The following is a 12873-nucleotide window of genomic DNA, read 5'->3' on the forward strand; positions in this document are numbered from 1 at the left end:
CCCCACACGGGGAGGGGCTCAGCAGGAAGCACATAATGTGGCAGGCCAGGGAGAGCCTGAGGAGGCTTGGCACTGATTATATAGACCTCTACCAGCTCCACTGGCCCGACCCAGAGACGCCTAAGCTTGAGACCCTGAGGGCCCTCCAGGACCTGGTCAGGATGGGCCTCGTACACTACACGGACGTTAGCAACCACCCAGACCACGACGTTGTCGAGTTCCTCGAGCTGGCCGACAGGATAGGGGCTGACCGCTTTGTATCCATACAGGAGAAGTACAACGTGCTCGAGAGGGAGATAGAGGCGGACGGCAGGCTCGACGTGGCCAGGAGGTACGGGCTGGCCATATTGGTCTACAGCCCCCTGGCCCAGGGCGTCCTCACTGGCAAGTACTACGACTTCAAGGAGGGCAGGTGGGTGGTCCCTGAGCTCAGCAGGGCCTCCCAGGTCGACGAGGCCGTCGAGGCGGTGAGCGTGAGCCTTAAGGACGATGACATGAAGGCCATAGAGGAGGCCCTGGCAGGCTCCAAGAAGTCATGTGTAGAGAGTGACATCACGACCAAGGCGGGTCCTCGCACAGAAACCCTGGCCTTGGAAAAAGACAAGGGGGACCACCCACGCACATGCAGACCCGGGACGCAGGTCAGTTCGCGTGGGTTCGTCCCGGCTAATATCATAACGGCTTGTCGAGGCTTATTAGCGTTTTCAGGAAAAGGATGGATAATGCTTAACTCCAACCAACTTGAGGGCGTCAAGGCCTCAGGACATCAACATAAGGACCGAAAAGAAAGACAAAAAGTCAAGTCATGAGCTAAGGGGGACCTAAGCGCCGCGACCCCTGGCCCTGACCAGGTTAATGACTAGGCTGGCAACTATTATGAAGAGGCCTAGCGCCACGAGGACAAGGCTCCACTGCCAGGCGACGGCCGGCGCCAGCTTGGCCTTAAGGTAGCCGTTGTAGGCCATGACCTCAACGCCTATGCCGGCTATGGCGAGCCCAAGGACCACGCTGGCTATTAGGCCACTGGCGTCAAAGTTTCCCACCATCAGCCTTATCACTGGGCTCCCCGTCGAGGCGCCCCTTGAGGCGGCCCAGGAGCTCAGGACCACGTAGGCGTAGTAGCCAGCTATTGAGCCCGTCACTATGCCCACGGTGTACACAAGGCCGTAGAGCGAGAGGGCGGCGAGGCCGCTCCAGAAGCCTCCTACGCTGCAGCCCTCGGCTATTCTCGCCCCTATGGCTAATACGATCCCGCCGAGGAAGGCTACCAAGGCCTCGGCAACCCTGTTGGTCCCAGGCGCCGGGAGCCTTATGGCGAACGTCCCCCTGGCCTGGGCCGACAGCAGGGCGCCTGCCATAACCATCAGGATGAAGAAGGTGAACGCGTTGGCTATCGGGGCTGTCTGATACCAGTTGACGGCTACGCTCGCCGAGCCTATGAAGCCCCTGAAGGGCGCCGTAAGGTACTCTGTGAACAGGCCCACGGGCGTCGTGACGCCGAGGTAGTTGAAGCCCCTGCCCGCCATGAACACAAACGAGGCCACCATGAACAGGCCAAAGAGCGTGCCGTAGAAGTAAGGTGACGTCCAGGGGCTTCCTTTGCCCGTCTCCCACTTCAGCCTCTCCCTCCTGAAGTAGAGGGCCGCAACCATTATGCCAGCGAAGAACAGGACCCCGACGAGGGCCGCTGCGACGCGTATAGACATGAACCTTGAGAGCAGGTAGGGTATGTAGTCCAGGGGGCTCCCGTTGGGCACGTTGAGGGTCGCGTAGTGACTCCACCACCAGCCCAGGTTGAGGCCGTTGAAGATGGGGAACGCAAATATGACCGTGCCGACCATCATGCCAAGTATCTCAAGCCAGTTGACGATATAGCCCTGGCCTGACTTCCACAGCATCCCTACCATGCAACCCTGGCCGAGCATCATGCCGAAGCCGAATATGAACGAGCCCACGAGGTCCCACCAGCCGACCCCAAAGAAGAACTTGTAGGCGTCAACTGCGGGAACTGCGCCGAAGGCGACAAGGAGGCCGTTCACCAGCGCTGAGACCGCGATGCCCGCAAGTATCATCTCATATATCCTCGAGTACTTGACGCCCATCACCTGGTGCGTCGCCACCACTATGCAATACGTGGTCCTCTCCGCCAGGACCCCAAAGAGGAGGCCTACGACTGCGTAGAAGATCGCCGTCACCCAGGGCTGCACCTGAAAGAGAGGGACAGGTGCCTGTTGCACGTTCCTCCCCTATTCTTTAAATAGAGAATATGGTATATTTAAGGATTTTCTCTAAATAGAGTATTGTATGTGTTCCTATGCCTCACCTACATACCTCCTCTTGAGGTCACCCAGTATGCCTGAGATCGGTATCTCAACGGGGCATGCGACGTCGCACCTGCCGCAGCCCAGGCAGAGCATGGCAAGGGCTGCCCCCCTCTCGACGCCCTCAGTTATGGCTGTCCAGTTGACCCCCATGGGCCCTCCGTAGGTTGAACCTCCCCAGTTGTTTGCCACCTGGCCCCACACGGGGCAGACGAACTGGCAGTAGCCGCACCTTATGCACCTGAGCTGCTCCCTGAGCGCTACATCCTTGGCCGCGGCTCTCCTTCCGTTGTCGACAAGCACGACATGGACCTCGACCGGCCCGTGGGCCCCGTAGACCCTCCTGTGACCTATGTCGCCCGTGCTGCTGGGACCCGCTATGAGGCTCACGTAGGTCGGCGGGTAGAGGCCGGCAAAGGCAGCCTGCACAAGCACCACCTTGAAGGCGTCAAGTATCGAGGGCACGAGCTTCTCGACGCCAACAAAGGCAATGTGAAGCCTTGGAAGGTTGGTCACCATCCTTATGTTGCCCTCGTTCTCAACTAGCAGGAGCGCGCCCTCCCTGGCAGCCAGCACGTTGGCCCCGCTTATGCCGACGTCGGCACTCACAAACTTAGACCTTAGGAACTGCCTCACCTTAGCCACCATCTGCTGGGGCGTGTCCGAGGGACTGACGTCAAGGTTTAGCCTCTCCCTCAGGAGCTTAGCGACCTTGGCCACCGTCATGTGTATCGCAGGAGCTATGGAGTGCATGGGCTTCCCTCCCTCCAGCTGAACAAGAAGCTGCCCAAGGTCCGTCTCCCAGACCTCGTTGCCGGCCTCCTCCAGGGCCTCCCTTATGCCCAGCTCCTCGGCCGTCATGGACTTCGACATGATGACCACCTTGCCCTTGCCAACCAGACCGAGGGCAAGCTCCCTGGCCTCTCTGGCGTCAGCCGCGTAGTGGGGCGCGGCGTTCACAGACTTCAATGATCTTATGGCATCGTCTATGAGCTCGTCCATGTGGGCTATGGAGTACTCCTTTATCTCCTTGACCTCCCTGGCGAGCTGGACTATGTCAGGCCTGGACTCGAGGAACTTCCTTACCCTCTCCTCGGAGCCAGGCACGTAGGTGCGCAGGGCCTCCCTTAGGTCGCCGTCCTCGAGCGACCTAAGTATGGCGCTAGCGTAGGCCTCAAGGAGCTCGTCACTCACCGCCTATCACCTCGGCCAAGTCCATCAGCTTAAGGTTGACGCCAGACCTCATTGAGGCCCTGCGCAGGTTTACATAGCATATGGGGCACATTGTCACTGCGACCTCGCTGGCCCCCCTGAGCTCCGCAGCCCTGGCGTCAGCGACCGCCTCAGCCAGGGAGGGCAGGAGGGCCTCAAGAGGTCCCCCGCAGCAGTAGGTCCACCTGCCCGACCTCTGGACCTCCACGACTTCAGCCCCCGACCCCCTGAGCAGCTCCCTGGGCCTCTCAACTATGCCTATCTTCCTGGCGTAGACGCAGGAGTCGTGTACAGTGAGCCTTAGGTTTACCTTAGCCAGGGGCCTGACGAGGTCCATGTAGTTCACTGCCCTCAGCCCCTTCCCGAGGGCCTCTGAGTAGCCCCTCGTGACGGTCTCCATGGTGTGTGGGTCCACGACTATGAGCTCCTCGTAGCCCGCAGAAGATATGGCGCTGAGCACCCTCTCGGCGTGCCTCCTGAAGGCGTTTACAAGGCCGTAGTCCCTGAGCAGGGCCCCGCTGTACATGTCGGAGAGCTCGGGCACGTAGTCGAAGCTGACCCCGGCCGAGGTGAGAAGCCTCACCATGGACCTCAGGACCCTGTTGGACCACCCTATGAGCTCCGGGTCAGGCCTGACAAGGGAGGAGAGGTCAAGCCTCCCCGAGGCCAGCCTAGCGAGCCTGAGGGCCGCCCAGCCAGCGGCGCTGCTCCTCTCAACGGCCCTGAGGAGCTCAACCGTGCCCTCTATGTAAGGCACGAGCTGGTAGAGGGCCCCGGTGAAGAGAAGCCTCCTGCTGCCAGACCTTCCAAGGCCTAGGTCCTTTGACCACTCGGAGGCGAAGCCCCTGGGGACAGGCATGGGGTAGCCTGTCCTCTCGTCGAGCTCCGCCATGAGTTCCAGGAGCTCCCTGAACTTCAAGCCGGCCCCTGCGCTTGAGGCGCACCTAGACTATTAAGGACAGCCTAACGGCGTCCATACTCGAAGGCAGCTCACAGGTAGTCCTCGGACTCGCCCTCCTCTTCCTCCTCGGACTCGCCTTCTGGCACGCCTGAGGGCTTAGTTGACCTGCTCACCTTCCACCTCCTCTGGTCCTCGTCATATATTACGAGCCCGCTCCTGACCATCTTGTTGAACAGGGCCGACGCCCTGTCCCCGAGGTCGGCCTGAACCTTGTCGCTCACCTGCCTCGAGTCCTTAAGGGATGTTGACTCCACCTCGGCCACGAACTTCTTCCAGAAATCGGGGTCAACAGCGGCCCTGCCGTCGCCCAGGGTCAGCACGACGGCCCCCTCCCTCTCAAGCTTTGCGAAGAAGCGGTCCGGGGCCCTGAGCCACTGGAGCTCCTCCTGGAAGACGACACCCTGCCTCCTCAGCCTCTCAAGGGCCGTGGAGCCCTGCGCCCCCTCCCTCTTAGTCTCCCTCGCAGTCTCCTTGACCTCCTGGGCCTGCTGAGGCTTCGCCTGCCTCAGCTCCTCCAGGGCCTCCTCTATCTGGGCCAGCCTCTTGGCCAGGTCATCGACCTTCTGAGTGAAGGGGTTCAGCACGTCCTGTATGAGCCTCTCGACCCTCTTTGACAGCGCGTCAAGGCTTCCCTGCTCGGGGGGCTGGGCGCTCCCCTTTATTATGGCCTCCACGTAGGCCCTCACGTCCTGGTAGCCCGCGTCCTTGGCCCTCTTCTCAAGGGTTGCCAGCTCCGAGTCGCTCAGCCTCACCTCTATTATGGTGTACTTGTCAACCTTCGGCTGGGACAAGCCTTAGCCCCTCTGTTTATGTGGCTCACAGGACCTAATTAATTGAGATTAGAAGAAAGGGTGTCAGGCCAGGAGCTCAAGCGACCCAGCGAAGAGGCTGGAGAGGTGGAAGGCCCTGCCTATTACGTAGCCGAACAGCAGCCCCGCGGCGGTGGCTCCCAGGAGTATGAGAAGGCCTACCGCCAGCTCCCTGGCGAAGCTCGTGCCGTTCACGGTGGCGCTGTAGAAGTGGAAGGCCGCAAGGATGACAACCCCTATCATCAGGGACGCCACGAGGGCTGCCGCCGTGCTGCTGAGCAGAAGGTAAGGTATGCCGAGGAGGAGGGCCGTAACAAAGTAGGAGAGACCTGTGGCGGCGGCGCTGAGGCCCGGCCTCACGGAGCCCTCCTGCCTCGACTGGAGAAAGGCCGCGGCCGCCATTGATATGGCTGCTGAGAAGCCCACCAGGAGGCCCGCCAGTCCTACTATCAGGGTCCTGGTCGTGGCCCCGAGGAAGCCGGCGTAGACTCCAACTAGCTCTGTTATGGCATCAGCCATGCCGAGAGCCACGAAGCCCAGGTACTGAACCCTGACGTCGTTGAGGCCCCTGATGAACTCGGACTCATGGCCCTCCTCGTCGGCAATTATGCTCTCAAGCTTAGGCCTCAGCTCCTGGGGGGCCCTGGACAGGAACCTCCTGTACTCACTGGCCGCGCTGGCCTCCCTCCTCTCCAGGGCCTGAAGCGTGAACACTGGCCCGAAGACCTTGTAGAGCGCCCTGAAGGCCCTGCCTGGCGGGGAGGCGCTGCAGTCCCTCCCGAGCAGGGACCTCCAGAAGAGGTAGTGGCCCCTCTCCTGCTCTGCGGCCTGCCTGAGCTTCTCCGAGAGCTCCCCGCTCTCCTCAGAGGCCAGGGCCTCGTAGAGCATGTATGTGCTGAGCTCGTCCCTGCAGTAGCCCTCCACCTTTCTTAGGTCCTCCTCCGTGAGACCCTTAGCGATGCCTGTCAAGTCGCTCACCTCCCATAAGCTCGCTGGCTCCGAAAAACCTTTCTATTGAGTTAGGCTTTTCTAAGCCTCTCGTAAATTGAGAGCAGCAGGAGCGTCTTGAGGTCATGCACCTCAGCCCTCGCCACCTCCTCGGGCCTGAGGGTCACGAGCCTTATGACCTCGTCGGGCTCAAGCCTCTGACCCACCCTCGAGAGGCCCTCTGCTATGAAGCCGTGCTGAACCTCGTCGCTGTACCCTGGGCTCACGTAGGCCTCATATGCCTTGGTCAGCCTCGAGGCTTTGTAGCCCGTCTCCTCCTCGAGCTCCCTCCTCGCGGCCTCCTCGGGCGTCTCCCCCTCCTCTATCCTCCCAGCCGGGGCCTCGAGGACCCACGAGTTGATAGCGGGCCTCCACTGCCTCTCCAGTATCACGCTGCCGTCGTCAAGAACCGGGAGCACAGCCACCGAGGAGCCAAAGGCCACCCTGTCAGCCCTGAACTCGGCCCCGTTGTAGGAGAACCTCAGCTCCTCAAGCCTCACCCTGACGCCCGAGCAGAGGGCCTCCCTTGAGGTTAGCCTCGGCTCGCTCACCTGCCCTCACCAAGGTGGGACTTGAACCAGTCAAGCATCAGCTTCAGGTACTCCACCCTAACCTTGGGCCTGCCGCTCCTGGTCAGGTCATGGTTCTCGCCAGGGAAGAGGGCCAGCTTGACCTCAACGCCGAGGTACTTGAGGGCCGTGAACAGCTGGAGCGCCTGGCTCACGGGGCACCTGTAGTCCTCCAGGGCGTGCATTATCAGCGTCGGGGTCGTGGCCCCCTCTATGTATGTCAGGGGGCTCGCCTTCAGGTACTGGTCGGCTGACTTCCACGGCGGCTGGGCCATGAGCTGGTCCTCGTCGAAGTACCAGCCTATGTCGCTCGTGCCCCAGTCGCTGTAGAACTCGACGCAGCTCCTCTCCGTCATCGCTGCCTTGAACCTTGAGGTGTGAGTTATCACCCAGTTGGTCATGAAGCCCCCGTAGCTCCCCCCTGCCACCCCGGCCCTGCCAGGGTCAAGCTGCGGGAACTGCCTGGCGGCCTCGTCAGCTATCGTCATTAGGTCCTCGTAGTCAACTGCGCCCCACCTCCCCCTTATGTCAGCGAAGTCCTCGCTGTAGCCGTCGCTCCCCCTCGGGTTGCCATAGACCACCGCTATGCCAGCTGAGGCCAGCACGTGGAAGGCCACCATGAAGCCGTAGCCGTAGCTCGTCTTAGGGCCGCCGTGTATGTAGAGGACCCACGGCGCCCTCCCCTTGACCTCCTTAGGCATTAGGACCCAGAAGTCAAGCTCCGCGCCGTCCTTGGCCTTAGCCTTCGCCTTAACCGCCCTGGTCAGGGAGAGCTGCCTCAGCAGCCCTGAGTTGAAGTCCGTAATCTTCCTGCCCGACTGGCCCCTCAGGACGTAGAGCTCGCTGGGCTCCGACTCGTTCATCTGAGTGAAGTAGACGGAGTCGCCAGCGACGCTGAACTCGTCGACAACTGCGTCCTCAGGCCTGAGCATGGGCTCAACCTTGCCATCAGCGCTGGCCCTGTAGAGCCACGCCCTGCCTGCGTCGCTGACCTGGAAGTAGGCCCAGCTGCCTGAGAGCTGGAGGGGCTTTGAGCACGAGGGCCCGCGGGCCTCGCTGTTCACGCCGTTAAGCAGGTTCCTGTCAAGGCCTGTCTCGACCTTTGTCAACTCCCCGGTTTTCACGTCGTAGAGGTAGAGCCTGTAGTGGCTTGAGAGTCCCCTCTCGAACCTGTGCATGAGGAGCGCCACCATCCTGCCGTCGGGGGACCAGGCCACTGAGGCTATGGAGACCTTCGAGAGCAGCTGCACGTCCTCCCCGGTCTCAACGTTAACGAGCCTGAGCTCGTCGTACTGAGCCTTGAGCTCGTCCATCTGTTTGACGTAAGCTATGCCCCTGCCGTCTGGCGACCAGGAGAAGTCGCTCACGTCAAGGGCGTGCGACGTCAGCCTCCTGGGGGTGCCTCCCCTTGAGTCCACTAAGTATATGTTGCGTGGCCTGTCGAATATGTAGCCCTCGCCGTTGAAGAACGGGGGCAACCTCTCAACTACGAGCGCCTCCCTCTTTGAGTAGTCCTTCCACTCGCCCTCGGCCAGCGGCCTCCTAGCAAGGAAGGCTATGGATCCCCCCGTTGGGGACCAGGACACCGCTGAGGCCCCAAAGGGCCAGGTGAAGAGGGCGTAGGGCTCGTAGCCGGGCCTCATCACCATTATTGACGTCTGGGGCGGCTGCCCCTCCTGCCTCACCGCCCTTACGAAGGCCATCGTAGAGCCGTCGGGCGACCACACCGGGCAGGTGTCCCCGGGCCCTGAGGTGAGCGGGTAGTACGACCTGCCATCGTAGAGCCATATGGAGCTGTCGTACCTGTTCTGATCAAGGTTCGGCCTGCTCACCACGAAGAGGGCCCTTGAGCCGTCAGGCGAGGCTGAGGGGTTCGAGACGAGGACGAGTCGTGCCAGGTCCTCAGGCGACGTGCCTGACAACTTTCAAACACCAGTGGGGAACGTCGCGCCAAAGAATAAAAGGGCGACTTTAAGGGCGCTTAAGGCAATTATTGTCTCAGCCTTGAGTAGGCCCTCAGCAGCTCCAGGCCGCTCCTGACGCCCGGGCTCCTCCCTATTGGCCTTGCCGTGAAGAACTCCTCCACCTCCCTCTCCCTGCCTATGCCGAGGAACGGCAGGTAGTTGCCGAGCCACCTCTCAGCTATAGCAGTGCCGCTGAACGCCCTCTCTAGCAGGTCAAGGCCTCCTCCCCTGAGCCACTCCCAGAGCACGTCCCGGCCGTCAGGGTTGAGGGCAGCGGTGAGCACGTAGAGCACGTTCTGCTTCCTCTCGCTTGAGGCCACCCAGTCAATGGCCTGCCTCAGCACGGACCTGTCCCTTATCTTGGTCACCGCGTTGAGCACCTTGATCTTCTCAGAGTCCAGCTCCTGCCTCTCGTGCTCCCTCCTGAGGCCCTCAAGGTCCCCAGTTGCCACGGCGTAAGCTATGTAGACCGCCTGCCTAAGGTTGGGGTCAACCTCCCTGCCGAAGTGCGACGCGAGGTCGTCCGCGAAGGCGCGGTCCATGTTTGCTAGCCTCCCAGCTATGACGCCAGCCAGCTCCCTGTACTGCTCCTCAGACCTCCTGGACTGGAGGGCGTACTGCGACCTGTGGAACTCCACCGCCCTGCCCATGAATGTCGTCGGGTTCACCATGTAGAGGTTGTAGAGCTCCGTGCTGAGCTCAAGGCTCGGCAGGTAGTCTGTGACGTTGAAGTTCATGTCCACGACCTTCAGGTAGTCCTGTCTGCCCACTAGGCCGGAGAGCATGAAGTAGTAGTAGTCGTTCAGCAGCCCGTAAGTCTCAAGCTGGTTCAGCCCTGCAAGCCTTGAGAGGTCGGAGTAGAGCACCCTGTAGAAGCCGGCCCTGTCGAGGTTCGCCTTGAGCTGCTTTACCTCCTCGCCCGCGTCCACCACGTGCTCCCTGTCGCGCATCACGAGGTCGACCCTGCGCCCGTTGACCTCGAGCGTCACTGGCACCATGTAAGATAGGTCCTCCGCCCCTCCGCTTATTGTGAACCTGTGCTGCTCAAGCCTTACCCTGCCGCCCTCTACGCCGACCTTGATGTACGGGTAACCAGGCTTCATTATCCAGTCATTCATGAGGTCTACCACGGGCACGGAGGTGAAGGGCTGTATTGCAGTCCAGAGGTCGTTCGCTGAGGCGTTGGAGTAGCTGTGGTGCTCCAGGTAGGAGGAGAGGCCCTTCCTGAATGACTCCCCCAGGAAGTACTCTATCATCCTGAGTATGCTTGCCCCCTTGCCGTAGCTTATCTCGTCAAATATGGCCTCTATCTCATCAGGTGTTGAGACCTCCACGTGTATCGGATGGGTGGTGCTAAGGGAGTCCCTCACCATGGCCCCGTCGGTCTCGCCGTAGAGGAACGCCTCCCACGGCATCAGCTCCGGGGCGAAGGAGCTCATGGCCTTGTAGCTCATGAACGTGGCGAAGCTCTCGTTGAGCCAGAGGTCATCCCACCACCTCATCGTAACCAGGTCGCCGAACCACTGGTGAGCTATCTCGTGGGCCACCACCTCCACGACCCTCCTGCGCTGGGCCAGGTCAGGGCTCTCAGGGGCCAGGAGGGCGCTCTCCCTGAACGATATGGCGCCCCAGTTCTCCATTGCCCCGAAGGCGAACTCAGGGACCGCTATCAGGTGCATCTTGGGCATTGGGTAGGGTATGCCGAAGTACCTCTCATAGAAGCCCACGCTGTTCTTGGCAGCCCAGAGGGCCAGGGAGCCGTACTTCGTCTTCCCCGGCACGGTGGCTACTATGTAGCGGCCGTCCCTGTCGACGACCTCCTCCCACTTACCTATGCCGAGGTAGAGCAGGTATGTCGACATGGGAGGCGTCTCCATGAACTCAACTACCTTCTTGTTCCCCTCGAGCGTGACCCTCTCTATGGGCGTGTTTGAGATGGCGTGCAGGTCCCTGTCTATGCGGACTGAGAGCTTGAACCTGGCCTTGTACGACGGGTTGTCGACGCACGGGAACATCTCCCTCGCGTGGACCGACTCGAACTGAGTTGATATGACGTAGCCGCCCTCGTAGGGGGCCCTGTAGATGCCAACAAGGCTGTCCCTGGCCTCGCCCTCAAAGTCGACCTCAACGGCGCCTGAGAACCTCCCAGTCCTTATAGTGACCCCCTCGTCGTCCTGAGCGAACTGGAGCTCCCTCCCGCTGGCACTCACGGACGTTACCTTGAGGCCCTTGGCGTCAAGCCTTAGGTCCTCCTCGGTTTCAAGCTCTATGACCTCGTGGCCCCTGTACCTGAAGCCATCGAAGTCAAGGAATATCGCGTACCTCCTTATCGAGGCCCTGGGCGACACCAAACCTATTCCCAACAACATATGCCGTGGGGAAAAATAAGCTTTGGCCCTGCCGCACCCCTGTGGAGCGCTATGGAGGCCTCGCATTAATGGTGTTAGTCCATTCTTAATACCTACTCCTAAAGCAACGCCTTGCCTGGACGTTGCAGGCAAAATGATGCTCGATAATTAACTTAAAAAGAAGGCTTAGAGATCAGTGCCTTCTGATGAGGAAGAACGCCACCACTATCAGCGCTACTACTACAGCGGAGCCGCCTATGACAGTCTCAGCGGGCGTCGCCCCGCTAGGCACGGTCACTGTGACGGAGCTCAGGTTGCCGAATGTCGTCTGGGTCGGCGACACCTTGACGCCGCCCACGCCCACCAGGGTCACGTCCTCGTTCTCTATAGATGCTATGGCCTTGGCTGCGTCGTCAAGCCCGTTCTGCTCGTAGAAGGCCGAGGCGTTGCTTATGAGGTACTGTATCGCTGCCAGCGTCTGCTTCGGGCTCGTGGCACCGGCCTTTATTATCATCGGGCTCCTGAAGCTGAAGGTCACATTGTAGCCCTGCGCCGTCACGTTGAGCTGCTCGCTAGAAGGCACCACAATCCTGAAGTTCTGCCTTATGTATCTCGCAAGATACTCCGTGGCGTTTATGAAGGCCTCAGAGCTATTTACAAGGCCCTGCAGGCTGCTCAGCTGGTCACCTAAGTCGTTGTCCTCTCCGAGGCCGCTGAAGAGGCCTCCGAAGGCGCCCTGGCCGTTCTCGTCACCCTGACTGCTGAATATGCTTCTAAACATGTTGCCCTGGCCCTGCTGCGCAGCCTTGGACAGGGCCTGGAGCAGCGCGCTCGCCTCGCTGAGCAGGTTATCTGAAGCGTTGACGCTCAGCGACTCCCTTGCAGTATTGCCACTAACGTTGAGGTAGTAGCTGTAGCTGCCGTTAACGAAGCCAGGCGTCAGGGCGGCCTCTACCGCCCTCTGGGCGAGGCCCAGCGTCGTGTTGGGCGACGTCGGGGTCGCGTTAACCGATGCTGTGATCAACACGCTGACGAACGTCGCGTTCTCAAACACCTTTACCGTGGCGTTTATGCCCGTCACATTAATGACCTCGTACTTGGTGACCTGGAATGTTGGCGAGGGCGGGTAGTGAGAGGCGTTGAGGCTCAGAGTGACCAGGTAGAGCGGCTCAGGCGATGTCATGGCCTCAACGAGCCTGTAAAGGCTCACGTTGGTCTGGGACTCCTGCGTGCCGCTGGGGCTCTTGAACACAGCAAGTGTCGTGGACCTGTAAGTCAGCACTGAGGTCCTCCCGCTGGAGGTCCTGTTGAAGGACCCAGAGGACTGAAGGGCCTCGAGCAAGGCATTAAAGCCGTGAATGGCGTGGTGTCTGAAGTGATGCGGCAGCTGGCCGCTGTGGCTGTAGCTGAAGTATGTTGACCCACTGTAGTACGTCACATCAATGGAGGTCGTCCCCTGCGGCACCTCATGCTTGAGGGTCGCGGTCCCATTAACAAGGACTACCACAGCGCTGTTGGGGTACACGTATATGTAGTTGGCCTTGCTTACGTGCGCGCCCTCGGCTAGCGCTGCGACCGGCGAGAGCAGCAGGAGCGCCGCAAGAATCATTGAAGCCGCTAGGCTTCCCTTAAACTTCAATACCTACACCCTACATTGAAAGTGTTAAGGATGGTTATATAGGTTTCTCACATAGCCGAACGG

General features: G+C 60.6%; 9 protein-coding genes and 1 pseudogene. 1 reads left to right on the forward strand and 9 read right to left on the reverse strand.

The features are described 5' to 3' along the window. Nucleotides 1-5: 5 nt before the first annotated feature. Nucleotides 6-443 (forward strand): annotated as a pseudogene (locus SE86_RS08325) (aldo/keto reductase); the annotation flags it as partial. Nucleotides 444-821: 378 nt separating this feature from the next. Here SE86_RS08325 and SE86_RS01005 read toward each other — a convergent pair. The 9 genes from SE86_RS01005 to SE86_RS01045 all read right to left on the reverse strand — a co-directional run bounded on the left by SE86_RS01005 (nucleotide 822) and on the right by SE86_RS01045 (nucleotide 12810). Then, nucleotides 822-2195, reverse strand: a complete 1374-nt coding sequence (locus SE86_RS01005) for a YeeE/YedE thiosulfate transporter family protein (RefSeq protein WP_211096619.1) — start codon at nucleotides 2193-2195, stop codon at nucleotides 822-824. Between the two features lie 117 nt (nucleotides 2196-2312). Beyond that, nucleotides 2313-3515, reverse strand: coding sequence for a lactate utilization protein B (locus SE86_RS01010; RefSeq protein ID WP_117353915.1), 1203 nt, complete (start codon nucleotides 3513-3515; stop codon nucleotides 2313-2315). Next, a complete protein-coding gene (locus SE86_RS01015) occupies nucleotides 3508-4452 on the reverse strand; it encodes a (Fe-S)-binding protein (protein WP_117353916.1) in 945 nt (314 codons plus the stop codon). The genes SE86_RS01010 and SE86_RS01015 overlap by 8 nt, the downstream gene beginning before the upstream one ends. Nucleotides 4453-4523: 71 nt before the next feature. Then, nucleotides 4524-5285 carry a hypothetical protein gene (locus SE86_RS01020; RefSeq protein ID WP_117353917.1) on the reverse strand — a complete coding sequence of 254 codons (762 nt, stop codon included), beginning with the start codon at nucleotides 5283-5285 and terminating at the stop codon, nucleotides 4524-4526. 63 nt (nucleotides 5286-5348) lie between these two features. After that, on the reverse strand, nucleotides 5349-6272 hold the full coding sequence (locus SE86_RS01025) for a VIT1/CCC1 family protein (RefSeq protein WP_148666731.1): 924 nt from the start codon (nucleotides 6270-6272) through the stop codon (nucleotides 5349-5351). A gap of 50 nt (nucleotides 6273-6322) precedes the next feature. Then, entirely contained in the window at nucleotides 6323-6841 is a 519-nt protein-coding gene (locus SE86_RS01030; protein ID WP_117353919.1) for an NUDIX hydrolase, read from the reverse strand. Continuing rightward, nucleotides 6838-8781: a S9 family peptidase gene (locus tag SE86_RS01035; protein ID WP_117353920.1), complete on the reverse strand. Its 1944-nt coding sequence runs from the start codon at nucleotides 8779-8781 to the stop codon at nucleotides 6838-6840. The genes SE86_RS01030 and SE86_RS01035 overlap by 4 nt, the downstream gene beginning before the upstream one ends. Before the next feature lie 68 nt (nucleotides 8782-8849). Then, on the reverse strand, nucleotides 8850-11171 hold the full coding sequence (locus SE86_RS01040; RefSeq protein ID WP_236747382.1) for a M1 family metallopeptidase: 2322 nt from the start codon (nucleotides 11169-11171) through the stop codon (nucleotides 8850-8852). 193 nt (nucleotides 11172-11364) lie between these two features. Then, a complete protein-coding gene (locus tag SE86_RS01045) occupies nucleotides 11365-12810 on the reverse strand; it encodes a hypothetical protein (RefSeq protein WP_117353922.1) in 1446 nt (481 codons plus the stop codon). Nucleotides 12811-12873: the final 63 nt, after the last annotated feature.

The organism is Acidilobus sp. 7A, from assembly GCF_003431325.1.
Taxonomy (GTDB): Archaea; Thermoproteota; Thermoprotei_A; order Sulfolobales; family Acidilobaceae; genus Acidilobus.